General features: G+C 40.1%; 20 protein-coding genes, 5 tRNA genes and 1 pseudogene. 21 read left to right on the top strand and 5 right to left on the bottom strand.

Features of this window, described 5'->3' with window-relative positions:
- Window positions 1-66: 66 nt before the first annotated feature.
- Complete coding sequence (locus P4S71_RS05725) at window positions 67-255, bottom strand: DUF3545 family protein (RefSeq protein ID WP_002961395.1); 189 nt, start codon at window positions 253-255, stop codon at window positions 67-69.
- 362 nt (window positions 256-617) lie between these two features.
- On the bottom strand, window positions 618-1,568 hold the full coding sequence (gene tal, locus P4S71_RS05720; protein WP_008136388.1) for a transaldolase: 951 nt from the start codon (window positions 1,566-1,568) through the stop codon (window positions 618-620).
- 225 nt (window positions 1,569-1,793) lie between these two features.
- Here tal and yaaA point away from each other — a divergent pair, with 225 nt between their 5' ends.
- The 3 genes from yaaA to P4S71_RS05705 all read left to right on the top strand — a co-directional run bounded on the left by yaaA (window position 1,794) and on the right by P4S71_RS05705 (window position 4,864).
- Window positions 1,794-2,573: a peroxide stress protein YaaA gene (yaaA, locus tag P4S71_RS05715; RefSeq protein WP_007376480.1), complete on the top strand. Its 780-nt coding sequence runs from the start codon at window positions 1,794-1,796 to the stop codon at window positions 2,571-2,573.
- 120 nt (window positions 2,574-2,693) lie between these two features.
- Window positions 2,694-3,650, top strand: coding sequence for a mechanosensitive ion channel family protein (locus tag P4S71_RS05710; RefSeq protein WP_337150271.1), 957 nt, complete (start codon window positions 2,694-2,696; stop codon window positions 3,648-3,650).
- A gap of 194 nt (window positions 3,651-3,844) precedes the next feature.
- Window positions 3,845-4,864, top strand: coding sequence for a hypothetical protein (locus tag P4S71_RS05705; RefSeq protein ID WP_337150270.1), 1,020 nt, complete (start codon window positions 3,845-3,847; stop codon window positions 4,862-4,864).
- Between the two features lie 108 nt (window positions 4,865-4,972).
- Here P4S71_RS05705 and P4S71_RS05700 read toward each other — a convergent pair whose 3' ends face one another.
- Both P4S71_RS05700 and srmB read right to left on the bottom strand, forming a co-directional pair.
- On the bottom strand, window positions 4,973-5,293 hold the full coding sequence (locus P4S71_RS05700) for a BON domain-containing protein (protein WP_010553266.1): 321 nt from the start codon (window positions 5,291-5,293) through the stop codon (window positions 4,973-4,975).
- A 272-nt stretch (window positions 5,294-5,565) separates the two neighbouring features.
- A complete protein-coding gene (srmB, locus tag P4S71_RS05695; RefSeq protein WP_007376476.1) occupies window positions 5,566-6,792 on the bottom strand; it encodes an ATP-dependent RNA helicase SrmB in 1,227 nt (408 codons plus the stop codon).
- A 75-nt stretch (window positions 6,793-6,867) separates the two neighbouring features.
- Here srmB and P4S71_RS05690 point away from each other — a divergent pair, with 75 nt between their 5' ends.
- The 3 genes from P4S71_RS05690 to P4S71_RS05680 all read left to right on the top strand — a co-directional run bounded on the left by P4S71_RS05690 (window position 6,868) and on the right by P4S71_RS05680 (window position 10,323).
- A complete protein-coding gene (locus tag P4S71_RS05690) occupies window positions 6,868-7,566 on the top strand; it encodes a tRNA1(Val) (adenine(37)-N6)-methyltransferase (RefSeq protein WP_008136393.1) in 699 nt (232 codons plus the stop codon).
- Between the two features lie 156 nt (window positions 7,567-7,722).
- Window positions 7,723-9,732: an alpha-amylase gene (locus P4S71_RS05685; protein ID WP_337150269.1), complete on the top strand. Its 2,010-nt coding sequence runs from the start codon at window positions 7,723-7,725 to the stop codon at window positions 9,730-9,732.
- Window positions 9,733-9,876: 144 nt separating this feature from the next.
- Window positions 9,877-10,323: a DUF2147 domain-containing protein gene (locus P4S71_RS05680; protein WP_337150268.1), complete on the top strand. Its 447-nt coding sequence runs from the start codon at window positions 9,877-9,879 to the stop codon at window positions 10,321-10,323.
- 39 nt (window positions 10,324-10,362) lie between these two features.
- Here P4S71_RS05680 and fldB read toward each other — a convergent pair whose 3' ends face one another.
- Window positions 10,363-10,884: a flavodoxin FldB gene (gene fldB, locus P4S71_RS05675; protein ID WP_337151597.1), complete on the bottom strand. Its 522-nt coding sequence runs from the start codon at window positions 10,882-10,884 to the stop codon at window positions 10,363-10,365.
- 94 nt (window positions 10,885-10,978) lie between these two features.
- On the opposite strand from fldB, the gene xerD reads away from it, so the two are divergent.
- The 15 genes and pseudogenes from xerD to P4S71_RS05600 all read left to right on the top strand — a co-directional run bounded on the left by xerD (window position 10,979) and on the right by P4S71_RS05600 (window position 24,793).
- On the top strand, window positions 10,979-11,905 hold the full coding sequence (gene xerD / locus P4S71_RS05670) for a site-specific tyrosine recombinase XerD (protein ID WP_008136396.1): 927 nt from the start codon (window positions 10,979-10,981) through the stop codon (window positions 11,903-11,905).
- Window positions 11,906-11,965: 60 nt separating this feature from the next.
- Window positions 11,966-12,694, top strand: coding sequence for a bifunctional protein-disulfide isomerase/oxidoreductase DsbC (gene dsbC / locus P4S71_RS05665; RefSeq protein WP_008136397.1), 729 nt, complete (start codon window positions 11,966-11,968; stop codon window positions 12,692-12,694).
- Window positions 12,695-12,772: 78 nt separating this feature from the next.
- Window positions 12,773-14,494, top strand: a complete 1,722-nt coding sequence (gene recJ, locus P4S71_RS05660) for a single-stranded-DNA-specific exonuclease RecJ (protein WP_337150267.1) — start codon at window positions 12,773-12,775, stop codon at window positions 14,492-14,494.
- Between the two features lie 144 nt (window positions 14,495-14,638).
- Window positions 14,639-15,736 carry a peptide chain release factor 2 gene (gene prfB / locus P4S71_RS05655; RefSeq protein WP_337150266.1) on the top strand — a complete coding sequence of 366 codons (1,098 nt, stop codon included), beginning with the start codon at window positions 14,639-14,641 and terminating at the stop codon, window positions 15,734-15,736.
- A 26-nt stretch (window positions 15,737-15,762) separates the two neighbouring features.
- On the top strand, window positions 15,763-17,298 hold the full coding sequence (gene lysS, locus P4S71_RS05650) for a lysine--tRNA ligase (RefSeq protein ID WP_337150265.1): 1,536 nt from the start codon (window positions 15,763-15,765) through the stop codon (window positions 17,296-17,298).
- Window positions 17,299-17,810: 512 nt separating this feature from the next.
- A complete protein-coding gene (locus tag P4S71_RS05645) occupies window positions 17,811-17,993 on the top strand; it encodes a hypothetical protein (protein WP_007376465.1) in 183 nt (60 codons plus the stop codon).
- A gap of 128 nt (window positions 17,994-18,121) precedes the next feature.
- Window positions 18,122-18,214: transfer RNA gene (locus tag P4S71_RS05640), tRNA-Ser, on the top strand.
- A 38-nt stretch (window positions 18,215-18,252) separates the two neighbouring features.
- Window positions 18,253-18,329: transfer RNA gene (locus tag P4S71_RS05635), tRNA-Arg, on the top strand.
- Between the two features lie 46 nt (window positions 18,330-18,375).
- Window positions 18,376-18,452 (top strand) — tRNA-Arg (locus P4S71_RS05630).
- Window positions 18,453-18,530: 78 nt separating this feature from the next.
- A tRNA-Arg gene (locus P4S71_RS05625) sits at window positions 18,531-18,607 on the top strand.
- A gap of 115 nt (window positions 18,608-18,722) precedes the next feature.
- A tRNA-Arg gene (locus tag P4S71_RS05620) sits at window positions 18,723-18,799 on the top strand.
- Between the two features lie 608 nt (window positions 18,800-19,407).
- Entirely contained in the window at window positions 19,408-20,583 is a 1,176-nt protein-coding gene (locus P4S71_RS05615; RefSeq protein ID WP_337150264.1) for an exo-beta-N-acetylmuramidase NamZ family protein, read from the top strand.
- Window positions 20,584-20,592: 9 nt separating this feature from the next.
- The gene (pbp4b, locus tag P4S71_RS05610) at window positions 20,593-22,251 is read left to right on the top strand and encodes a penicillin binding protein PBP4B (protein WP_337150263.1); all 1,659 of its coding nucleotides are present in this window, start codon (window positions 20,593-20,595) and stop codon (window positions 22,249-22,251) included.
- Between the two features lie 191 nt (window positions 22,252-22,442).
- Window positions 22,443-23,818 (top strand): annotated as a pseudogene (locus tag P4S71_RS05605) (Na+/H+ antiporter NhaC family protein).
- A 111-nt stretch (window positions 23,819-23,929) separates the two neighbouring features.
- Window positions 23,930-24,793 (top strand): hypothetical protein, encoded by an 864-nt coding sequence (locus P4S71_RS05600; RefSeq protein WP_337150262.1) that lies wholly within the window; start codon window positions 23,930-23,932, stop codon window positions 24,791-24,793.
- Window positions 24,794-25,045: the final 252 nt, after the last annotated feature.

The raw sequence follows: 25,045 nt of genomic DNA, 5'->3' as shown, positions 1-25,045 counted from the left end.
TGTTTAAACCATTAAAAAAGGCTTCCAGATTCTGGAAGCCTTTTTGTTTAGTTGGGGCGTATTGAATTAAAAATCGAGCTCATCAATTGCAATACTGTCTGTAAAATAATCTAGTTCTTGTAGTTCTTTGCGTAGGCGCTGTTTGTCTTTTATTGCTTCTATTTCACGCCACTTCCTTTTTTTATTCTTTTGAGAGGTTTTTCTAGTTGTATCAGGACCTTCTAATATCTCTAATATATCGTTTAGGCTATCCATGAATTTCTCCTATTGATTTATGACCTCAAGAATACCTATACCACAGGCCTAGATAAAATAGAACAAAAAAGTGACATTTATGTTACGTAAGTGTGATTAATTGATGAAGGTTTATAATACCAATCTGCTTATGTATGGGGTCTATTTAACGTTAAGAAAATTACGCTAGAACTAGGCAAAAGTTTTTGTATCTAGTTGTTCTAAATAAAAAAATTTTAACGACGTTATAGTGCAATTTAATTCGTTAAATTGATCAAAGATTTATGCAGGTTGGTATAAGAAGAGTGTATAGAGAAATAGCGTATTTTAGGCATAAAAAAACGCCGCTATTGCGACGTTTTCTAAAACACGATTATAGCAAATTACATTGCTTTAAAGCGCGCCTCTAGTTGTTCTTGTGCATCAGCAAAAGAGCGAATACCTTCAGCTAGTTTTTCAGTAGCCATAGCATCTTGGTTATGTAACCAACGGAACTGCGCTTCTGTAAGTGGCTCTGGTTTTGGCTCTTGTGGAACATCGCTTTGCAGCAAGTATTCTTGTGCACCTTCAAGGTTACCTAAATCTTCTAAAAGATTAGGGCTAATAGTTAGCTTGTCACAACCAGTAAGAGCAATAATTTCGCCTGTATTACGGAAGCTTGCACCCATCACAACTGTTTTGTAGTCATGGCGTTTGTAAAATTCAAAAATACTGCGTACAGACTGAACACCTGGATCTTGTAGCGGATCGGTCGGTTTTTCCATACCGTTAGCAACGTGCCAATCTAAAATACGGCCAACAAATGGCGAAATTAGAAATACGTTTGCATCGGCACACGCACGGGCTTGGGCATCGCTAAATAATAAAGTAAGGTTACATTTAGTGCCTTCTTTTTCTAGCTGCTCAGCGGCTTTAATACCTTCCCATGTAGACGCTACTTTAATTAAAATTTTGTCTTTGCTTACACCTTCTTTTTCGTAAAGGCTAAGTAGGGTATGTGCTTTATCAATCGTAGCTTGCGTATTAAACGAAAGGCGTGCATCTACTTCTGTAGAAATATAACCAGGTACAATAGCGCTAATTTCTTTACCTAGTAATACGGCAAAGTAATCGCATGCTAGTTCAAGTTGTTTAGCAGGCTCTTGCTCGGTTTCTTTTGCGTAGCTCCAAGCTTTATCTAGGTAAGGCTTATATGCTTCAATCTCGCTCGCTTTTAATAAAAGCGACGGGTTTGTAGTTGCATCTTCTGGTTGATGCTTTTTAATAGCTTCAATATCACCAGTGTCGGCTACGATAGATGAATGTTGTTTTAGCCTTTGTAGAGCTGAAGTCATTTGCTTTCCTCATTCCAAGCAAGTTAAAAGAAAAATCTAATCACTCTTAATATATACAATCCATACTGCAACAGTGTGACAATGCTTGATAGGTCTTATGTCCTGATCAATAAAAAAACGGTAATGCATGGGTTATTAAGAGAGGATTTATTTAAACAAAACGTGCTTTTCGTTTCATTTAATGTTGAAATTGACACTAAATAAATTACAAGTCAATAGCTAACTATGATCACTGTTATTTCACCTGCAAAAAATCTTGATTACGAAACGCCACCCGCAACAGACAAGTTCACTCAGCCTGAATTACTAGAGCACAGCGAAGAGCTCATGAAAGTATGCCGTGAACTAACACCAGCGCAAATTGGCAGTTTAATGAAAATTAGCGATAAGCTATCTGGGCTTAACGCTGCACGCTTTAGCGAGTGGGCGCAGCCGTTTACGCAAAGTAATGCTAAACAAGCCGCACTTGCCTTTAATGGCGATGTATACGGCGGTTTAGATGCAAGCACGCTTAAAGCTAGCGAGCTTGATTACGCACAAAACCATTTACGTATCCTTTCTGGCTTATACGGCTTATTAAAACCACTTGATTTAATGCAAGCTTATCGCCTTGAAATGGGCACCAAGCTTGAAAACTCGCGTGGCAAAAACTTATACGAGTTTTGGGGCAGCGTAATAGCGAACAAACTAAACGAAGTATTAAAAGCACAAGACGCGCAATACTTAGTTAACCTTGCTTCAAACGAATACTTTAAAGCGGTAGATAAAAAAGCATTAAATGCACAAATTATTACCCCACACTTTAAAGACTGTAAAAACGGTCAATACAAGGTAATTAGCTTTTACGCTAAAAAAGCACGCGGCATGATGGCGCGCTACATTATCGAAAATAAAGTAACGCAATTAAGCCAACTTAAAGAGTTTACTGTAGCGGGTTATTACTTTAGCCCTGAGGCAACGGTTAAAGAGCTTGAGCCGGTATTTATGCGCGACGAACAAAATTAGGTCATAAGCTTAAATAAACAATTGAAAAGCCATGCATTGCATGGCTTTTTTGATGTTGGCGTTATATTTGCAACCTCATCTAATATTAATGAGAACACTAACTAAATAGGTGCAAATAAAATGATCAGCATTCCGTCAGTTGGCGAAGCCGAAAAACTAATAGAAGAAAAGCTCGGAGGGTGGTTTGATGTTGTAATAAGCCATATTCCTAATTTTATAGTGGCAATTGTTATTGCTATTGTTTTTTCAATTTTGGCGCGCTTTGCTGGCAAACTGGTGAAAAACGTACTGCGCCGCTCTCTCGACTCAACACAAATTGCCGATTTAATGGCATCAATTTTTAAAGTTATTGTGTTGTGTATAGGTTTATTTATAGCGCTTGATTTTGTTGGGCTAAAAGGTACTGTTACTTCGCTACTTGCTGGTGCAGGTATTGTGGGTTTAGCAATTGGTTTTGCGTTTCAAGACATGACCGAAAACCTAATTGCTGGTATAGCAATGGGTGTACGTAAGCCATTTAAAACAGGTGATGTAATAGAAACCGATGATGTGTTTGGTTCAATACATTCAATAAACCTACGTAACACGCTAATAGAGAGCTTTTACGGGCAACTAATACTTGTACCAAACAAAGTCTTATTTAGAAATGTACTAAAAAACTACACCACGCTAGGTATAAGACGTATAGAAGTACCCGTAGGTATTTCGTATGGCGACGACATAGAAAAAGCATCTCAAGTTATTACCGATAAAATAAATGAATTTGACTTCGTAATACGCAAAGACGAAACCGCAGTATACGCCGAAGGTTTTGGTGACAGCAGCATTAACTTACTGGTATGGTTTTGGATTAAATACCCAGGCGAGCCTGACTTTATGACGGTACGCCACAAAGGGGTTGTTGCCGTTAAGCAGGCACTCGACGAAGCTGATATTAGTATTCCATTCCCAATTCGTACTTTAGATTTTGGTATTAAAGGCGGCGAAAAACTCGATGCCATGATAAGCGATAAAATAAGCCAGCAGTCATCAACTAAAAATAGTAGCGGCGGTGCTAGCTCTGGCCAAAGTGAGTGATTTAGTTAAAGCGCATTAGGTAAAGCATTGGGAAATAGTTACTTACCAACAGCGCGTTTTTACAGAGTAAAACGCGCTTTTTAATGCCCTGTAGGCTGAATTAAGTCATTGTTATTGCTTGCTCTACATTAAGGGATTAATGTATCTTTATTAGCTAGATCGTCAGGGTTTAAATTATTAATATGGATATTTAAATGATAAAAGAAGTAACTAACTCTATCAAAGCCGCTCTTTACCAAAGAATAAGCAGCCCGCTTTATGGAACATATATATTTTCATGGATTATTTATAATTGGGAGCTAGTACTACAGTTACTTTTTGGTACAAAACAGTTTGACGAGCGACTAGCAACTTTTAAACTTGGTTTAACTGTTGATGATGGAGGGTTTAATTACTGTACTGTAATTATTCCTTTTATTATTACAGTGGTGATCTTGCTTATCCAACCTCTGGCTCAAAGGTTTATTTATATATATACAGAATGGAATAATAGCGAAGGGCTTAAAAAAAGAGATCAATATGCAAACGAGACTTTGCTTACACTAGAACAAAGCAACGAGTTAAGGTCATCTGTACAAAAAGTTCAGCAGTTCCATCAGGAAGTTTTAAAGAATAAAGATGATGAGATTAGTGAATATAAAAAGCAAGCTGAATTTAAAGATACTAGTTTAGGGAAAATTAATGAGGATAACCTTAGGCTTCAAACAAATTCTTCAGAGCTAGAAAGTGAAAAGTCCAAATTATCTACCGAAATCACCTCATTGAATGGTGAAATAACAAAAATAAAATCTAACTATGACCGTTTAGGTAAACTGTTTTTAAAATCCCGCAGAGCAAAACAGAGACTTGTTGAATTTACAAATCATAATAAATGGCTAATAAGCGAAGAGGCTTGTTTAGATATTTCAAAGGTAATAATTCTTGATACTGAATATAATTTATCCGAAAATGTAAGAATTTTTTCAGAAATGCTTTCTATATCGGACTCTGAGCGTTGGAAGCAATCTTGCCATGAATTAATGATTGCAGGTTTTTCAAAAAGCTGGAGTTACAATATGGCCGATCATTACTTTAGTGAAATAATAAAGCCTAATCTGATAGATTTTAATAATGATCACATCAGATTACTTATCAAAGTAATGGACTCGAATAACCAAATTAGTGAAAGAAATAAAGCTAACAGCGATATGCAGTTAGTACAAAAGTATTTGTAGTTATCTAACTGTTATGAAGTTAGAAGTTATATAAAAAAGCGCAGCTTGTGTTGGAGTAACAAGCCGCGCTTATGAATTAGTTATACAAATAAGTTTATGTGGTGCGTATTAAATAACGCTAATTTTATTACGAATGATTTTTACGCCATCCATATTTTCTAAAAACTTTTGAGCTAGTGCGCGCTGAAAACCAGTTTGTGCTTCACCATATAAATCTACTTCACCATTTTTTACCTGCACACGAATATCACTTAACGCTAGGTTAGGATTAGTTCGTAGGGTGTTAGTGATAGCTTGTTGTAAGTTAGGTTGAGTGGCTACACTGCTTACTACGGCCATGTTGGTTGCTGCACTTACTTTTGTAGCGCAAGCTAATAAAAATAAACAACAAAATGATACTAAAGCGATAGTTAACTTGAAGCGGTTCATAACTTAATCCTTACATTACGGTGAATAGTGCAGCCACAATATGGAAATTCCATCGGCTAGGTTATCTTTGTAGTTACAATTTCGGTGCCAATATTAACGCTATGAAATATAAGGGAATTTTATTAAGTGGGAATTCAGGTGGGCAAAAATTACATTTAAATGAGTATGAGTTACATGCTTGGGTTACATATGTAACAGGTACAAATAGCAGAGCCTGCAAGGCTTGCATTAAAAAGCCGACAAAAGTCGGCTTAGTATAAAAATGTTTTAGGTTACTTCTTCTTTTTAACCTTGGCCTTTTTCTTGGCTTTCATTTTTACTGGATCTTTACGCTTTTTAGCCGGTGGCTTAGCTTCTTTATGCTGTGGCTCAACACCTCTAATTACACGGCGTTTTAACTTTTGCTCAACGTAGCGCTCTACTTTATATAAAATACCAATATCGTGTGCTTCAACTAGTGATATTGCTATGCCTTTTTTACCAGCACGGCCAGTACGACCAATACGGTGTACATATACGTCGGCAGTGCGCGGCATATCAAAGTTAATAACGTGACTGATGTCAGATACGTCAATACCACGTGCAGCTACGTCGGTAGCAACTAATATGCTTGTTTTACCACTGTGGAAGTTTTCCATGGCTTTCATACGTTTGTCTTGTGGCATTTCGCCGCGTAACCACGCTGCTTTTACATCATTAGTTGTAAGTTCACCAATCAATGTTTCTAAGCGTTCGCGAGTTTTAACAAACACAATTGCTTTAGTCACGTCAGGATTTTTTAGCGTGTTAACTAACAATTCAAGCTTATGATGGTAATCGTCGGCTAAATGTACCCACTGATGAATTTTTGCTTTTTCTTTACGTGACGATTCGGCTTCTAATAGAGCTGGGTCGTTTAATGTTTTTTCAGCAAACCTTTCTACGCTGTCACCTTCAAGTGTTGCTGAGAATAAAAAACATTGGCGACGATTTTTAGCTTCGTCACAAATACGGCTCATTTCTTTTTTGAAACCCATATCTAACATGCGATCTGCTTCATCAATAATAAGCATTTCTACATGTTCAGCATGAAAGTTTTCGGTTTCTAGGTATTCCATTAATCGACCTGGTGTGGCGATTAAAATATCGTTATTTTTTTCGAAAATTTCTTTATGCGTGCCGTAGTTAATACCGCCTGTTACTACACCAATTTTTAGGTGTGTGCGTTTAGCTAGCAGTTCACATTGTTCATGAATTTGATAAGCCAACTCACGAGTCGGGGTCATAACGAGTACGCGCGCAAAACCAGGGTCACGACGTGGGAAATCCAGTAAGTACTGAATAGCCGGAATTAAAAATGCCGCTGTTTTACCTGTACCAGTAGGCGCAGATGCTAAAATATCGCGCCCCTGTAGTGCTTCAGGAATAGCTTGTTGTTGAATGCTGGTTGGCGTCTCGTAGCCCATTTTATTAATGGCATCGAGTAGCTTGTTATCAAGATCAAATTCAGAAAATTGCATAGAGTGTCTAAAATAAGGGACAATTACCCTGATTATACGCGCTATGCTGCGCTTGGTGAATGAAAAGGTGAAAAAATGTCTGGTTTTGTATTTAAACAATTTAAAGTTGAACACGACCACTGTGCAATGAAAGTTTCTACCGATGGCATTTTGCTTGGCGCATGGGCTAATTTAAGTGGTGCAAGGTCGCTACTTGATATAGGCACAGGTACCGGCTTATTAGCGTTAATGTGTAAGCAACGTGGTCATGAGCTTGATATAACTGCGGTAGAAATTGACGAAAGCGCCCATAACCAAGCATTAAAAAATATAGCTAATAGCCCGTGGCCAACAATAAGTATTAAGCACCAAACTATTCAAAGCTTTAGTAGTGAAATTAAATTTGACGTGGTTATCTCTAATCCGCCGTATTTTAATCACAGTTTAAAAGGCGAGAATGCTGCGCGTAATACCGCGCGCCATACCGACGGCTTAAGCTTTGAAGAGTTAATAAATGCGTTTAAACGTTTAAGCCATAGTCGCTCTCGCTTTAACTTAATACTCCCAAGCGTTGAAGGCGCATTATTTATTGAGCTTGCTACTCAAAATGGGCTTTATTTAAATACTCACTGCCAAGTAAAAGCGACTCCCAATAAAGATATTAGCCGCAGTTTAATGACATTTAGCTACGTAAAAAGCGATTTAGAATCATCAACCCTGTGTATTAGAAACTTAGATAATACCTACACTGCTGATTATATAGCTTTGTGCAAAACATTTTATTTAAAAATGTAAGTTACTTAGTAATGAAGGTTATTTAGTAATAAAGGATAGTTTACCCGTTATGCATACGTATTCAGTTTTTATTTCATCGACTATAAGCCTAGTGTTAACCACTTGTAAATAACATCGAGTAGTTGTTTTGCTCGCTCAACAATTGGATCACACACTATGAAACTCAATAAAATAATCACCACCGCAGGTTTAAGCCTAGGGTTGCTCTTACCGAGTATTGCCACAGCTACGCCCACCACATTTGTGCATTTGTTTGAATGGAATTGGCAAGATGTAGCGCAAGAATGTGAGCAATACTTAGGCCCAAAAGGCTATGCTGCAGTGCAGGTATCGCCACCTAATGAACACATTACAGGAGGCCAATGGTGGACACGCTATCAGCCTGTAAGTTATGAACTGCAAAGTCGTGGCGGTAACCGCGCACAGTTTATTGATATGGTAAATCGCTGTAGTGCAGCTGGGGTTGATATTTATGTTGATACGCTTATTAACCATATGGCAGCAGGAAGTGGCACAGGCACAGCGGGTAATAGTTTTGGTAATAAAAGCTTTCCTATTTATAGCCCACAAGATTTTCATGAAAGTTGTACCATTAATAGCTCTGATTATGGCAACGATCGCTACCGAGTACAAAATTGTGAACTCGTTGGACTTGCCGATTTAGATACCGCTTCAAACTATGTGCAAAATACCATTGCAGCATATATTAACGACTTACAAGCTATTGGCGTAAAAGGTTTTCGGTTTGATGCTTCTAAACATGTTGCCGCAAGCGATATCCAAAGTTTAATGGCCAAAGTAAATGGCTCGCCAGTGGTTTTTCAAGAAGTGATTGATCAAGGTGGAGAGGCTGTTGGCGCTTCTGAATATTTAAGCACTGGTTTAGTAACTGAATTTAAATATAGCACTGAGCTTGGTAATACTTTTAGAAACGGCTCGCTTGCATGGCTAAGTAATTTTGGCGAAGGGTGGGGCTTTATGCCTAGCTCTTCTGCGGTGGTTTTTGTAGATAATCACGATAATCAACGTGGTCATGGCGGCGCTGGTAATGTAATTACCTTTGAGGATGGCCGCTTATATGACTTAGCTAATGTATTTATGTTGGCTTATCCGTACGGTTATCCAAAAGTAATGTCGAGTTATGATTTTCATGGTGATACAGATGCTGGTGGGCCAAACGTACCGGTACATAATAATGGTAACTTAGAGTGTTTTGCTAGTAATTGGAAGTGTGAGCATCGCTGGTCATATATTTCAGGCGGGGTCGATTTTAGAAATAACACCGCCGACAATTGGGCAGTAACAAATTGGTGGGATAACACGAATAATCAAATATCATTTGGCCGAGGTAGCTCGGGTCATATGGCTATTAACAAAGAAGACTCAACACTCATTGCAACGGTGCAAACAGAAATGGCGCCTGGGCAATACTGTAATGTGCTAAAAGGCGAGTTGTCGGCTGATGCTAAAAGTTGCAGTGGCGAGGTTATAACGGTTAATTCCGACGGTACTATTAATCTCAATATTGGTGCTTGGGATGCAATGGCAATTCATAAAAATGCCAAGTTAAATACAAGCTCTGTGCCAAATACAGGGAGTGACTGGCAACGCACGGTTATTTTTATTAATGCACAAACGCAAAGTGGACAAGATATGTTTTTGCGCGGTGGTGTAGATCACGCTTATGCAAACGCAAATCTGGGTCGAAATTGCCAAACAAGTAATTTTGAGTGTGCAATGCCTATTCGTCATAATAATTTAAAAAACGTGACAACAAGCCCTTGGAAAGCAAATGATAACTACCTTGATTGGTATGGCATAGAAAATGGGCAAAGTAGCGAAGCAGAAGGTTCTGCGACCGACTGGACAACGAATGTTTGGCCAGCAGGTTGGGGCGCTGAAAAAACGGTAAACACAGATGGTTTTGGTGTGACATCTTTAAATATATGGGGCGAACACTATTGGATGCTTGATGTAGATATGGATTGCAGTAAAGCGGTTAATGGATGGTTTGAACTAAAAGCATTCATTAAAAACGGCCAAGGATGGGAGACTGCTATTGCTCAAAACAATACACCTTATACAAGCACTAATCATATGGCGCAATGCGGAAAAATTAATAAATTTGAGTTTAATAACTCAAGTGTAGCCATTCGTAGTTTTTAAAAAATAAATAAAAAGCCTATATTTGAACCTAAGCCTAAGCTAATGATTATTAGTTTAGGTTTTTTAGGTACTGTTCTTTCATAGTGTGTTTATAAATCACCTGTTATGATTCACTCATTAGTTACATTGAATTAAGACAACACAATGAAAAAATTAAATAAAATAATACTACTAAGTACATTCTCTGCGGTTGTTTTGGCAAGCCAAAGTGCACTGGCAGCCATGACCCCAGTTGGGCTTTGGAAAACGATTGACGAGGATACAAACCAAGCTAAGTCGTATGTACGTATTACCCAAAGCAACGGTACTTTAAGCGGTAAAGTTGAAACTATTTTAGACCCTACAAAACAAAATGATATATGCAATAAATGTGATGATGAGCTAAAAGATCAGCCTATTTTAGGAATGACTATTATTACTGATGTAAAAGCTGAGGATGATGACGTTTGGGGAGATGGCGAAATACTTGACCCAACAAATGGTAAAACCTACACCTTACAGCTCACAGTGCAAGATGAAGGTCAAAAACTTGAAGTACGTGGTTACATTGGCTTTTTTTTCCGTAACCAATATTGGCTAAGGGTTGAGTAATTACTTTGTAGCGTAGCAATAATGGCTACGCAATTTTAATTAAAGCGTTTCGCCGTATTCAGTCATTACTTGTTCAACCCAAGTCGCAATACGCTCATCACTTAGCTCGTATTGGCTGTCTTCGTCCAGTGCGAGCCCTACAAATTGTTTGCCATCGGGAGTTAGCGCTTTTGAAGCTTCAAACTCGTAACTACTGTCGTTGGACCAAAAACCAAGTTGGGTAAATGTTTGCGTATTTATTTCGTCGTGCAGCATCCCTAGCGCATCTTGAAACCACTGCCCGTAACCTTGCTGATCGCCCATGCCAAATAAAGCAATGGTTTTACCGCTTAGGTTTACGTCGGCTATGTCGTCCCATTTTGACTCCCAGTCTTCTTGTATTTCACCAAAATCCCATGTTGAAATACCAAAGATGATAAAGTCGTACTGCTGCGCATTTTTTAGTGGCTCGTCTTTAATATTGTGCAGGGTAACTATATCGGCACCAATAATGTCGCGAATCTTTTCTGCTGCCATTTCGGTGTAGCACGTAGTAGAACCAAAAAATAAACCAATTTGCATCGTATTTATCACTGTGTAATTGCCTGATATGATAGGCTCAAGTTTACCGTAAGGTATTTTTAATTGATACCTTAGCAAAGCATGAGAGCATAATGTGACAACGCTATCTGACGATTCTTTTGAAAATGACAGCAGTATGAGCAGTAATAGCGACTACCTAGAAACCTTTTTAGATAGCCTGTACTTAGAGCAAGGCGTAAGCGAAAACACATTAAGTGCTTATCGCAGCGATTTAGATAAGTTTTGCCTATTCTTAAAGGGCGAAAACTTAATGACGGTAACCGGGCTTGATATAGAGGGTTACTTAGCTCACAGAGTTGATTTAGGATTAAAACCACGTAGTACGGCACGCAGTATTAGTGCGCTAAAGCGTTTTTATCAGTACTTTGTGCGCGAAAAAATAATTAGTGATTCGCCCATGCTAAATATTGCTCAACCAAAAGCAGGGCAGTCGTTACCTAAAACACTCTCAGAAGCTGAAGTTGAGGCATTGTTAAATGCGCCCAATACAGAAGAAGCGATGGGACTGCGCGATAAAGCGATGCTTGAACTACTTTATGCAACGGGTTTGCGTGTAAGTGAGCTTGTTGGGTTGCGTATGGAGCAAATTAATTTGCGCCAAGCTGTGGTGTTTGTAAAAGGTAAAGGTAATAAAGAGCGCTTAGTGCCACTTGGCGAGGAAGCCATGTACTGGCTTGAGCAATTTTTAAAGGTCGGGCGTGCGCAAATGATAAAACACGCCACCGATTTTGTGTTTCCGTCTAAGCGCGGTGTTGGCATGACGCGACAAACCTTTTGGCATAGAATTAAACACTATGCTATTTTGGCAGCAGTTGAGTCTCCAATATCGCCCCATACAATGCGCCATGCTTTTGCTACGCATTTATTAAACCATGGGGCAGATTTACGTGTGGTACAAATGATGTTGGGCCACAGTGATTTATCAACCACACAAATTTATACCCATGTTGCTAATGAACGTTTAAAATCGGTGCATGCGCAGCATCACCCGCGTGCTTAATTTGAAATTAAATAGCACTAAGCCGGTCAATTTATAAGTACTTTTGGAATAGAGAAAATTATGAAAAAATTAATGTTAGCAGGTGCCATGTTGTGCACAAGTATTAGTGCATTTGCAAATAGCGTTGCTGTAGCTCCTGATGCTAATGATCCTATAGTTACTAAATTTGCGACTTTAGGCGTAACGGTTAAGCAAATTAACCCAAGTCCAGTTGCAGGGTTAAAAGAGCTCATTACCAACAAAGGCGTGCTTTACGCAAGTCCAGATGGTCAATTTTTAATGCAAGGTACGTTAATCGATTTGAATAATCGTAATAACCTAACTGAGCAAGCATTAAACGGCGTGCGCGTTGAAGGCATTAAAGAATACGAAGATTCGATGATTGTGTATAAAGCACCAAACGAAAAGCACAGCATTACCGTATTTACTGATATTAGCTGTGGCTACTGTCGTAAGTTGCACCGTGAGCTAGATGATTTACTCGATGAAGGTATTACCGTTAAGTATCTTGCATTTCCGCGTGGTGGGCTACAAGGTTCTGGTTATGCTGATTTAATGAATGTGTGGTGTGCTAAAGATCAGCAAGAAGCACTGACTGAGGCTAAATCGGGCGCAGACACTAAAGTAATTGCAGGGTGTAATGCACCGGTTGCTGAGCATTACCAGCTAGGTCAAAGCTTTGGTATTAGCGGCACGCCGGCTATTGTTTTAGAAGATGGTACGATGATCCCAGGTTACCAGCCCGCAGCAGCATTAAAAGCAGCATTAGATGCTAACAAAGCGTCGTAATACGTTTTATAGTTAATAAAAAGGCCTTAATGGCCTTTTTTTGTCTTTTTAGTACGACTCAATAAGTTAAAACTCTGCATGAAAAAACTAATCATTGCGCGTGAAAACGTTAACGACTCGCATTTACCGAGTAATTTACACCCTGTAATTAAACAAATTTATGCTAACCGCAATGTATTCAATGCCGAAGAGCTAAATAACAGCGTAGCTACGCTTCACGACTTTAAATTGTTCAAAGACATCGACAAAGCCAGCGATTTATTAATTGAAGCATTAAAAGCGCAAAGCCAAATATTAATAGTCGGCGATTTTGATGCTGATGGCGCAACGAGTACGGCCACTTTAATGCAAGGCCTTGAGATGTTTGGTTTTAAGCATTTAGATTACTTAATTCCGGACCGGTTTAGCTTAGGTTATGGCTTGAGCCCCGCACTTGCAGAGCAAATAGTACAAATTAAGCCTGATTTAGTGATCACCGTAGATAACGGCATATCGTGTATTGCCGGTATTAATATTTTAAAAGCGGTTGGCATAAAAGTGCTGGTAACAGATCACCATTTACAAGGTGAGCAGCTGCCAAATGCCGATGCAATAGTAAATCCAAATAGGCACGAATGTAACTTCCCGTCTAAATCTATAGCAGGCGTTGGCGTTGCTTTTTACTTACTGATAGCACTGAGAAGCGTAATGCGAGACCTTGGTTATTTTGAGCAGCAACCGCCGCCTAATTTAGCTAACTTGCTCGATATTGTAGCGCTTGGTACGGTTGCTGACGTGGTCGCACTTGATGCAAATAACCGCACCTTAGTACATCAAGGTTTAGCACGTATTCGCAGTGGTAAAACACGCCCTGGCATCACCGCGCTTATTGAAGTGGCTAACCGCAATGCAGCGCGCTTAAGCGCAAGCGACTTTGGCTTTTCACTTGCGCCGCGTTTAAATGCAGCAGGGCGATTAGACGACATGAGTTTGGGTATAGCGTGCTTGCTCAGCACCGACATAAACCAAGCGCGCAGTATAGCGAGCGAGCTCGATAGCTTAAACTTTGCAAGGCGCGAAATAGAACAAGGCATGCAAGTGGAGGCACAAGCTGTGCTTGATAGGCTCGCATTTAGCGACGATAGCATCCCTGATGCTATTTGTTTGTTTCAAGATGATTGGCATCAAGGTGTTATTGGTATTTTGGCTGGTCGCTTGAAAGAAAAATACCACCGTCCAACCGTTATTTTTGCTGGTGGCGAAAACGGTGAAATTAAAGGCTCGTGCCGCTCTATTGAAGGGCTACACATGCGCGATTTACTCGAAGGACTCAATACAGCCGACCCACACTTAATTAATAAATTTGGTGGCCACGCAATGGCCGCTGGTTTAAGTATTAACGAGCAGCACTTTAACGACTTTAAAAAAGCGTTTGATGCCGCAGTTAGCGCGCAACTGAGTGAAGAAAGTAAGCGCTGCATTGTATTTACTGACGGTGAGCTGCCAAACGACTGCTTTACTATGGAGTTTGCTCAACTATTAAAGCAATCGGGCCCGTGGGGGCAGCAATTTCCTGAGCCAGTGTTTGAGCACACCTTTGAAGTAATACAGCAGCGCATAGTCGGCGAAAAGCATTTAAAGCTCGTTTTAAAGCATCAATCAGGGAGATTAGTAGACGCCATTGCCTTTGGTATTGATGTAAAAGAATGGCCCGACACAGAAGCGAAGTTTGTAAAAGTAGCGTACCAACTCGATATAAATGAGTTTAGAGGTAAATTTACACTGCAATTAATAGCCAGAGAACTTGAAAAAGTGTACTAAAAAATATGCACAAAGCATGCATAAAAGGCTAATAAAGCGCGCGGTTTTTTGTTAAAATCGGGCGTTTTTATCATTTGACGATAATTTATTGCGAAAATCCCATGTAAAGGGGCGCAATTACCTAGCCATTTTGGAGTAATGACCATGTTTGAAGTGAATCCTGTGATTAACCAAATCAAGGAAATTCGCGAACGTACTGAATTGCTTCGGGGTACCTTTGACTACGCTCTTAAACAAGAACGCTTAGAAGAAGTTAACGCCGAACTTGAAGATTCAGCCGTATGGAATGAGCCTGAACGCGCACAAGCGCTTGGCCGTGAAAAATCAGCATTAGAAGCCGTTGTTGAAACAATCGACAACCTTGTAGCCGGTACTGATGACGTTGAAGGTTTACTTGAACTTGCAGTAGAAGCTGAAGATCAAGATACCTTTGATGAAGCACAAAGCGAGCTTGCCGATCTAAACGGACAGTTAGAAGGTTTAGAGTTTCGTCGTATGTTTTCAGGTCCTCATGACTCAAACGATGCTTACCTTGATTTACAATCAGGTTCTGGCGGTACTGAAGCACAAGACTGGTGTAATATTTTACTTCGTATGTATTTACGTTGGGGCGAGGCTAAAGGCTTTAAAGTTGAGCTAGTTGAAGCGACCGACGGTGATGTGGCCGGTATTAAAGGCGCAACTGTCCGCTTTGTTGGCGAATACGCTTACGGTTGGCTACGTACCGAAACTGGTGTGCACCGTTTAGTACGTAAAAGCCCATTTGACTCAAGTGGCCGTCGTCATACTTCATTTGCTTCTGCGTTTGTATACCCAGAAGTTGACGATAACATTGAAATTGATATGAATCCGTCAGACCTGCGTATAGACGTTTACCGCGCATCGGGCGCGGGTGGTCAGCACGTTAACACCACCGAATCGGCGGTTCGTATTACTCACGTACCAACAAATACCGTAGTGCAGTGTCAAAACGAGCGTTCACAGCATAAAAATAAAGCCCAAGCGATGAAGCAGTTAAAAGCTAAATTATTTGAGCTTGAGCTACAACAGCAAAATGCTGAAAAACAAACGCAAGAAGATGCTAAATCTGATATTGGTTGGGGTAGTCAAATTCGTTCATACGTACTTGATGACGCACGCATTAAAGATTTACGTACCGGCGTTGAAAACCGCAATACCCAATCGGTACTTGACGGTAACTTAGATAAATTTATTGAAGCCAGCCTTAAATCTGGCCTATAACCACCAAGCTAATAAAGAGCTAAAAAATGACTGATAAAATCCAAGACGAAAACAAGTTAATCGCTGAGCGTCGCGGCAAGTTAGACGCGATACGCGAAAATTGCCCAGCCAACGGTCATCCAAACCAATTCCGTCGTGAGCATTACACGGCTGATTTGCAAGCCCAGTTTGGTGATAAGAGCAAAGAAGAATTAGTAGAGATGCAAGAAGTTGTGTCTATCGCAGGCCGTATTTTAGCAAAGCGTGGACCGTTTTTTGTAATTCAAGACATGAAAGGTCGCGTACAAGCGTATGCATCTAAAGATGTTCAAAAAGATCTTAAAGAAAAATATGGTCAGCTAGACACTGGCGATATTATTGGCGTTAAAGGCGCGCTAAATAAATCAGGTAAAGGCGATTTATACGTAGAAATGACTGAGTACCAGTTATTAACTAAGTCACTTCGTCCGTTACCTGAAAAATTCCATGGCTTATCAGATCAAGAAACAAAGTACCGCCAACGTTACGTTGATTTAATTACTAACGAAGCAACGCGCGAAACATTCCGTATTCGTTCACAAGTGGTTGAAGGCATTCGTCGCTTTTTAGCAGACCGTGACTTTATGGAAGTAGAAACACCAATGCTACAGGTTATACCTGGTGGTGCATCTGCGCGTCCGTTTGTAACACACCATAACGCGCTTGATATCGACATGTACTTACGTATAGCGCCAGAGCTTTACTTAAAGCGCTTAGTGGTAGGTGGTTTTGACCGTGTATTCGAAATTAACCGTAACTTCCGTAACGAAGGGTTATCTACGCGTCACAATCCAGAATTCACAATGATTGAATTTTACCAAGCATACGCTGATTACATCGACCTGATGAACATCACCGAGGACATGCTACGTACAGTTGCAACTAACGTATTGGGTAGCCCAATTGTTATAAATACAACCAAAGACGAAAACGGCGAAGTAACTGACTCAGTTGAGTATGACTTTGGCCAACCGTTTACACGTTTAAGCATGAGCGATGCAATCTTAAAATATAACCCTGAGTTTGATGCTGCGGTATTTAATGACCCAGAAAACCACTTTGACGAATTAAAAGCGTACGCTAAACAAGTGCACGTTAAAATTCCTGAAAACTGTGTTTGGGGCCCAGGTAAGTTTTTGTGTGAAATATTTGAAGAAACAGCAGAGCACATGCTTATTCAACCTACGTTTATTACTGGCTACCCGTGGGAAGTATCACCACTTGCACGTCGTAACGACGAAAACTCATTTGTTACAGACCGTTTTGAGTTTTTTGTTGGCGGTCGTGAACTTGCAAATGGTTTCTCTGAGCTTAATGATGCACAAGACCAAGCTGAGCGCTTTACTCGCCAAGTTGAAGAGAAAGACGCAGGCGATGATGAAGCAATGCATTACGATGAAGACTACATACGCGCACTTGAGTACGGCTTACCGCCAACTGCAGGTGAAGGTATTGGTATTGACCGTTTAGTAATGTTATTTACTGACTCATCTACAATTAAAGACGTTATTTTGTTCCCGCATATGCGTCCACAAGCTGACTAAGCTTTGGGTAAAACAAAGTAAGTTAATAAACGCCGCCTAATCGCGGCGTTTTTGTGTTTAAAGCCTAGACAATAAAGGTATGCTTTTAATACCAACCAGCATAAATCTTTGATCAATTTAACGAATTAAATTGCACTATACGTCGTTAAAAATTTTTTATTTAGAACAACTAGATACAAAAATTTTGCCTAGTTCTAGCGTAATTTTCTTAACGTTAAATAGTCCTATATATAAGCAGATTGGTATAACAAGGTACTTCGTAAATAAAAAATGTAATTTGTTAATTGTTTTTGATTAGGGTGGCGCTATTTTTATAAACTTAAGTATTTGATATTGTTTGTTTTGATTCTTTTAAACAAATTTGGTTAGTATTATAACTTTTTATTATGACTATTTTTTAAACATTTCGTTGTATTTATGTAACTTTCTTAGCTACACTATGGCGAAAATTTAAGCGGCCTAGGTTGTACGCTTTAACTAAGAATAATCAAACGGACTTATAGAATAATAAAATGAAAAATAAACGCGTTGAAGAGTCGTCAGAACTCTGTACGACAGAGCAAGAACGACAAGCCTACTATAGAGCCTGTATTGCTGAGTTTCAGCAATTGGGGTATCAAGAGCAGTACCTTGCAAACCTAACAGATGAGTTAGTACCAGTTGAAGGTATTAATCCTCACTCTGAGGACTCATAAGTCGCTTAATTTTCAAACTAATTACACTTTAAAACCAAGCATATGTGCAATCTATAACCATATAGTCGTTTTTGGTAGAAAAGTGTTTGACATATTTTCTGAAATCTTTATTATACGCCCCACAAGACGGAGAGGTGTCCGAGTGGCCGAAGGAGCTCCCCTGCTAAGGGAGTATAGAGTTTGTAGCTCTATCGAGGGTTCGAATCCCTCCCTCTCCACCATTTCTTTTAATGGCGTGTTTTGTAAAATTTTAAAGTATGGGTGCATAGCTCAGCTGGATAGAGTACTCGGCTACGAACCGAGCGGTCGGAGGTTCGAATCCTCCTGCGCCCACCATACTTTAATAACTCTGCTTAGAGTCTAAATAAGTAAACTATAAAGTGGGTGCATAGCTCAGCTGGATAGAGTACTCGGCTACGAACCGAGCGGTCGGAGGTTCGAATCCTCCTGCGCCCACCACTTTATAGACTCTGCTTAGAGTATAAATAAGCTAAACTCTCACTTAGAGTCAAAATAAGTAATAGTAAAAATGAAAGTGGGTGCATAGCTCAGCTGGATAGAGTACTCGGCTACGAACCGAGCGGTCGGAGGTTCGAATCCTCCTGCGCCCACCACTTTCATGTTTTCATACACTTTTAAGTGTAAGAAAAATAAACCGATGGAAATCGGTTTTTTTATGCCTGAATTTATACGCTCTGCTTAGAGTTTAAATAAGCAATCTATGAAAGTGGGTGCATAGCTCAGCTGGATAGAGTACTCGGCTACGAACCGAGCGGTCGGAGGTTCGAATCCTCCTGCGCCCACCACTTTCATAACAAGCCGACATTAAGTCGGTTTTTTTGTGCCTAAAATAAAGTGAAGTGTAAACTACCTCTCCTGTAGCCGCAGAGCTTGCTCGCGTGAGAAGCGCCAGCTTCTAATCTATAAAATTCACAGAAAGTTTACGATCGTTGTTCGTCGCGTCAGCAAGCTGCACGCCGACAAGTAAAACCAACCCAATCTTTAAATCCAAACTCCGAGCTTATTCATCCGTTGTAGACGCAGAGCTTGCTCGCGTGAGAAGTGACAGCTTCTAATTGAATAAACTCACAGCAAAACATTTACGAGCTTCGCTCGTCGCGTCAGCAAGCTGCACGGCTACAAGCAAAGCCATCCCTAATCTTTAAATCTAGACTCCGAGTTTATTTATCCGCTTCGCTCGTCGCGTCAGCAAGCTGCACGCCGACAAGTAAAACCAACCTAATCTTTAAATCCAAACTCCGAGCTTATTTATCCGTTGTAGACGCTGAGCTTGCTCGCGTGAGAAGCGCCAGCTTCTAATCACTATATCTAAGCCCACTTAACCCCTTTCTAAAGCTGCTCTTTAATATTACCTATGTTATTTTAAACACCTTGTTTAAAAGGATATTGCAGTATGTTTAAAACCCTATTTATTACGTTATTTTTTATTTTTAGCGCCATTTTTATTGCAAGCGTGCAAGCCAACGAAGCTAACAACTCACTTGTAGTAGGTGCGCAGCAATATGCTAAATATTTACCGCAGTTAAAAAATAAACGTGTAGGGCTAGTAGTCAATCAAACATCAACAGTAGGGCAAACTCACTTAGTCGATGCGCTGCTGACTAAAAATATTAATATAACTAAAATTTTTGCACCTGAGCATGGCTTTCGCGGCGATCACGATGCGGGCGCCCATGTAAAAAATGCCGTTGATGGTAAAACTGGTATTCCGCTTATTTCTATTTATGGTAAAAATAAAAAACCAAGCCAAGCTGCTTTAGTCGATGTTGATGTGATTATTTTTGATATTCAAGATGTGGGAGTGCGTTTTTATACCTACATAAGCTCTATGCACTACATGATGGAAGCCGCTGCAGAGCAGGGGATAGAATTTTTAGTACTCGACAGACCCAACCCAAATATTGCCTACGTTGATGGGCCAATATTAGAGCCACAATTTAAATCGTTTGTAGGCATGCACCCAATTCCTGTGTTACACGGTATGACCGTTGGCGAACTTGCCAAAATGATCAAGGGTGAGGGCTGGATCAATAAAGCGCCCGCTTTAAAACTAACCGTGATCCCTGTTGATCATTACACTCGCAAAAGTACTTACAGCTTGCCTATAAAACCCAGCCCTAATTTACCTAACGATCAAGCCATTGCGCTTTATCCGTCGCTTTGCTTTTTTGAAGCAACGCCTATCAGCATTGGTAGAGGTACCGACTTTGCATTTCAAGTAATTGGCTATTCGCCAGTTGCATTAGGTGATTTTAATTTTACACCGCGCGCAATTAAAGGCGCTGCTTTAAACCCTAAATTTAAAAACCAAACCGTGCAGGGGCTCGATTTAAGACAAGCAAATATTTCAGGCCTAAATTTAACTTACTTAATAAATGCGTACACGGAACTTAGTAAAAACAACATCTCGTTTTTTGAGCGCGCTGACTTTATGGATAAGCTAGCGGGTACTAATAAATTGCGCTTAGCTATTGAAGCAGGGCAATCAGAAGCGCAAATAAAACAAAGCTGGCAGGCGGGGCTTGCGCAATTTAAAGCGCAAAGAGCGCCTTACTTGTTATATAAATAAGGGCTAAGCATGTTTATTGCTGTAAAAAATCAAAGGTGTGGTTATATCAAACAAGCTTTTATAGCGGCATTGAGCTTTATTATTGTGGGTTGTAGTACACCACCTGAGCCTATTAGCTCGGTGCTACCACTTACAAAGAGCCAACTTGTAGAGCTGCCTAATGCACAAGTGGTTGTAACGTTTCCTGAGGTAAATCCAAGTAGCCGGTTTTATGTAAATAACCGAGGAACGTTTAAAGCTTACAAAGGGCGGGGGCAATTATTAATACAAAACCACAACGCACAAAGCGCCGATATTTACATTAATAATAAAAAGCTCGACGTTAACCAACTAAGCGCCAACACCTTATACAATTACAGTTTGGCAAAAAATACTCACAACGGTGTTAATACCTTTAAAGTTGAAAATATTCTCCCTGCTGGCGCAAGTTTAACGCTGCGCTTTGCATTTCCTACTTTAAGCGACGATCCAATAAAACACGTAGATTTTAGCGAAGTGGATGCGTTAATAAATCGCGATGTAAAAGCGGGTTTTCCTGGGGCTGTGTTGGCCGTTGTTAAAAATGGTGAGCTAATAAAATTAACCGCTTATGGCGATGCAAAGCAATACCAGCAAAGTGATTTAATGTTACTACGCCCAGAGCCAATGCAGACTAATACCTTGTTTGATCTTGCCTCAAACACCAAAATATTCGCCACCAACTTTGCGCTTATGAAATTAGTAAGCGAAGGGTTGTTGAATATTAATAAACCCGTACAAAGCTACCTAAGCGAATATAAAGGCGAAGGGCGAGTACAACGTACAGTGAAAGATTTACTCACACACAGCGCCGGATACCCGCCAGTATTTGACTTTCATCGTAAAGATGGCAGCTATGGTGACGCGTTTTATTCGCAAAACAGTAAAACCACCAAACAGCTATTACTTACCAGCGTCCCTTTTAGCAGTGAATCATCTGGGCAGCATGTTTACTCTGATATTGATTACATGATTTTAGGTGTGCTCATTGAGCGTATTACAGGGCAGCCCCTTGACGAATATCTAGAGCAGCAAGTGTACGCGCCACTAAAATTAACTAACACGTTATTTAATCCACTTAAAAAAGGCTTTAAGCCGCAGCAATTTGCAGCCACTGAGCTTAGCGGCAACACACGAGACGGGCGCATTAAGTTTGATAATGTTCGCACCAGTGTTTTACAAGGCCAAGTGCACGACGAGCGCGCTTACTACTCACTTGATGGCGTAGCAGGGCATGCAGGATTATTTAGTAACGCTCACGACTTAGCGGTGCTTTGCCAGCTATTACTAAATAATGGTGGCTACGGCGACCAACAATTATTTAGTGCAAGCGCCTTAGCGCAATTTTTAACGCCGCAATCAAGCGATGAAACCTACGGGCTTGGCTTTAGGCTAGCTGGTAACAACCAAGCAAGGCGCTGGCACTTTGGCCCTTATGCAAGCGCGCAGGCTTATGGCCACACAGGTTGGACGGGGACAGTGACCGTAATTGACCCCGCTTACGACTTGGCTATTGTTTTACTTACCAATGCTCGCCATAGTGCCATTAAAGGCTCGCAAAAACGTTACGAATTTACAGGCAAACAATTTGAAACCGCACAGTACGGATCGGTAGTGTCGCTTATTTATGAAGCGCTACTAAATCAATAAGCTATCGTATAGGTTAAAACGTACTAACTGTGCCACCTTAAGTGATTTATTTACAGGTGACTTGAGTAAGCCAATCCATTAAGCTAAGCGGTCTATAAAACTAAGCCGGTTTATGTTGTTAGGCTTAACAAATAAGCGTTAAAACGCGTACAAAGCGAGGTTTACTCGCTAATAATTAAGGTTAACTTTTTATGCATTGGTATTCTATTTTACCGCCGCTAATTGCGATTGCTATCGTGTTTTGGCGAAAAGAAGTGATTATGGCGCTACTTGTTGCTGTTGCTTCTTCTGAGTTTTTACTCGCCTTTCAGGGCGAAGGTAATAGCTTGTTTGACACTTTTTTAAATACCATTGAACGTATTATTTCGGTTGCCAGTTCGCCAGGTAATACACGCATATTAATATTTAGTATTTTAATAGGTGCCTTGCTTGCCTACATTCGCGAATCTGGCGGCGTTGCAGCAACCGTTAATATGCTAATGAACAAAGGTATTGCAAAAAGTAAGCGCCAAGTGGGCTTTTTAACCATGTTTACCGGCATTGCGGTGTTTATAGAATCTAACCTGAGCGTACTTACCTCGGGTATTTTATCGCGTGGCTTATTCGACAAATTTAAAATGAGCCGAGCGCGTCTAGCGTACATTATTGACAGCACCAGTGCGCCAGTGTGTATTTTAATACTACTTAACGGCTGGGGCGCATTTGTACTTGGTTTGTTAGGTAACTATGAGCTAGGTGAGTCGGCTGTATCAGTGTTATGGGGCAGCGTAGGGTATAACTTTTACGCCATAATTACCCTTGCCATTGTTTTTTACACTATCGCGTTCGATAAAGTGCACGGCCCAATGAAAGAAGCCGAACAAAAACTAGAGCTTCAAACAACTGACTTAAAAGAAGAAGTAAAAGGCTCTAAAGCGCGTTACATGTTAATCCCGCTTATTACGCTTATTACCAGCATGGTTGGCTTTATGTATTACACCGGTAATGGTGTACTAGCCGAGGGCAGCGGTTCTAAATCAGTATTATATGCAACGGTTTTAGCCATTGTTGTCGCTTACTTTTTAATGATTGGCTCACGTAAATTTACGCATCATCAATTAGTTGATACCGGTTTTAAAGGTATGGGCGAATTAATGCCACTGGTCGCCATTGTACTGCTTTCGCTTACACTTGGCGCAAGCCTAAAAGAATTGGGTACTGGCGTATTTGTAGCATCGCTTGTTGGCGACTACCTACCTATTTATTTAATCGTACCTGTGCTTTTTTAACCGGCGCGGTAATGTCGTTTACTACGGGTACATCGTGGGGCACGTTTGCTATATTAATCCCAATTGGTGTGCCACTTATTCAAGCGCTTGGTTTACCGCCATCGCTTGTTGTAGGTGCTATTTTGGGTGGTGGTATATTTGGCGATCATTGCTCGCCTATATCCGACACCAGCGCTGTATCGGCTATTGCATCAGGGTGTGACTTACTCACCCACGTTAAAACGCAGCTACCGTACGCCTTATTTGGCGGCGCACTCACGTTTATAGCGTACTTAGTAACAAGCATACTTGTGTTATAAAAACGTGTTATAAAAGTGTGTTGTAAATACTGAGTTTTAATTATTTATAAAATGCCTTGAAAGCCTGCAAATATGCAGGCTTTTTTAGGGCACAAAACAAGGATTGTTTAAATGAAAAATAAAGCTTTTGTCCTTTTTAGTTTTTTATTGTTTTTGAACGCATGCTCTTACCTAGAAAGTGAAACGGAGCAAGCAGAACGATTGGCAAAAACATACCAGCTCGATATAAAGACAGATAATCCAAAGCAATCTTATCCGAAAGATTTTACCGAAGAAGAGGGGACTTTAGCTAATGTTGAAGTGACTATAACCTCTTTAGATAGTGCACCTGAAACTCTTGATGGGATTGAGTCTGCCTTGGGAGTTTACCCAGAAGGATTTATTTCTGAAGTAATTGATACTATTTATATTGTAGGCGCTATAACTATTGAAGGAGCTGCTGCTGGCGGAACTTATGGTTCTAGATGGATAGCTTTATCTAATGTTGCACAATGGAATGGAACAAAAGCTAACTATGAAAATGCGTATCGTGGAGTACATCATGAACTTAGTTCACTCATATTTAATAACTCACCATTTAGCGTAATGACATGGCAAAGTTTATTAAATAGAGATTGGAAGGCTGCGGCATCAAATTTTGAGGCACTTACAAAAGATGAGTTAGCGCCAGATTATAGCGCGGGCTTTTTATCTGATTATGGTAAAACATCTATGGGTAATGATTTTAATACTTACGCCGAATTTGCCTTTGTTGAACCTGAAAAATTGCGGGAACTTGCCGCAACCTACCCAATAATAGCTAAAAAACTGAGTTTGTTTATTACTGCGTATACGCAGTTTTCGGCTAAATATCAGCAAAACTTTGAAGAATATTTTACTAGAACAGGTTTAAGTGATGTTGCGGTAGAACCTGAAAATGTAGAAATGACGATTCATTTAGACGTGAGTAGCGTTAAGCCGAAAATTATCAGATAACGCTATTTGATTACGATCTTACGTTTTTAGCGTACTTAGTAACAAGTATGTTTGTATTAAAAAATACGATTTTTACATAGTTAAAAGCCTGCTTAACCGTAGGTTTTTTTGTTTAAAAAAAGCGTACATAGGTTGGGTTGAGTGACACGAAACCGAACTGTTCTACAATGCGGTTTGCACCTATAAAGCTAAGTATATGTATATCTTTTGTAGGCGCATAGCTTGCTAGCGCGTCGGGCGTTAGCCCGAAAA

It is taken from the genome of Pseudoalteromonas sp. B62, from assembly GCF_037162565.1.
In the GTDB taxonomy this organism is placed as follows: Bacteria; Pseudomonadota; Gammaproteobacteria; order Enterobacterales; family Alteromonadaceae; genus Pseudoalteromonas; species Pseudoalteromonas fuliginea.
Note: the sequence above shows the minus strand (reverse complement) of the source record. Positions and strands in the feature narration are given on the sequence as shown.

Coding starts and splice junctions, on each gene's coding strand:
- P4S71_RS05725 (WP_002961395.1), bottom strand. CDS start 255: ATGGATAGCCTAAACGATATATTAGAGATATTAGAAGGTCCTGATACA.
- tal (WP_008136388.1), bottom strand. CDS start 1,568: ATGACTTCAGCTCTACAAAGGCTAAAACAACATTCATCTATCGTAGCC.
- yaaA (WP_007376480.1), top strand. CDS start 1,794: ATGATCACTGTTATTTCACCTGCAAAAAATCTTGATTACGAAACGCCA.
- P4S71_RS05710 (WP_337150271.1), top strand. CDS start 2,694: ATGATCAGCATTCCGTCAGTTGGCGAAGCCGAAAAACTAATAGAAGAA.
- P4S71_RS05705 (WP_337150270.1), top strand. CDS start 3,845: ATGATAAAAGAAGTAACTAACTCTATCAAAGCCGCTCTTTACCAAAGA.
- P4S71_RS05700 (WP_010553266.1), bottom strand. CDS start 5,293: ATGAACCGCTTCAAGTTAACTATCGCTTTAGTATCATTTTGTTGTTTA.
- srmB (WP_007376476.1), bottom strand. CDS start 6,792: ATGCAATTTTCTGAATTTGATCTTGATAACAAGCTACTCGATGCCATT.
- P4S71_RS05690 (WP_008136393.1), top strand. CDS start 6,868: ATGTCTGGTTTTGTATTTAAACAATTTAAAGTTGAACACGACCACTGT.
- P4S71_RS05685 (WP_337150269.1), top strand. CDS start 7,723: ATGAAACTCAATAAAATAATCACCACCGCAGGTTTAAGCCTAGGGTTG.
- P4S71_RS05680 (WP_337150268.1), top strand. CDS start 9,877: ATGAAAAAATTAAATAAAATAATACTACTAAGTACATTCTCTGCGGTT.
- fldB (WP_337151597.1), bottom strand. CDS start 10,884: ATGCAAATTGGTTTATTTTTTGGTTCTACTACGTGCTACACCGAAATG.
- dsbC (WP_008136397.1), top strand. CDS start 11,966: ATGAAAAAATTAATGTTAGCAGGTGCCATGTTGTGCACAAGTATTAGT.
- recJ (WP_337150267.1), top strand. CDS start 12,773: ATGAAAAAACTAATCATTGCGCGTGAAAACGTTAACGACTCGCATTTA.
- prfB (WP_337150266.1), top strand. CDS start 14,639: ATGTTTGAAGTGAATCCTGTGATTAACCAAATCAAGGAAATTCGCGAA.
- lysS (WP_337150265.1), top strand. CDS start 15,763: ATGACTGATAAAATCCAAGACGAAAACAAGTTAATCGCTGAGCGTCGC.
- P4S71_RS05645 (WP_007376465.1), top strand. CDS start 17,811: ATGAAAAATAAACGCGTTGAAGAGTCGTCAGAACTCTGTACGACAGAG.
- P4S71_RS05615 (WP_337150264.1), top strand. CDS start 19,408: ATGTTTAAAACCCTATTTATTACGTTATTTTTTATTTTTAGCGCCATT.
- pbp4b (WP_337150263.1), top strand. CDS start 20,593: ATGTTTATTGCTGTAAAAAATCAAAGGTGTGGTTATATCAAACAAGCT.
- P4S71_RS05600 (WP_337150262.1), top strand. CDS start 23,930: ATGAAAAATAAAGCTTTTGTCCTTTTTAGTTTTTTATTGTTTTTGAAC.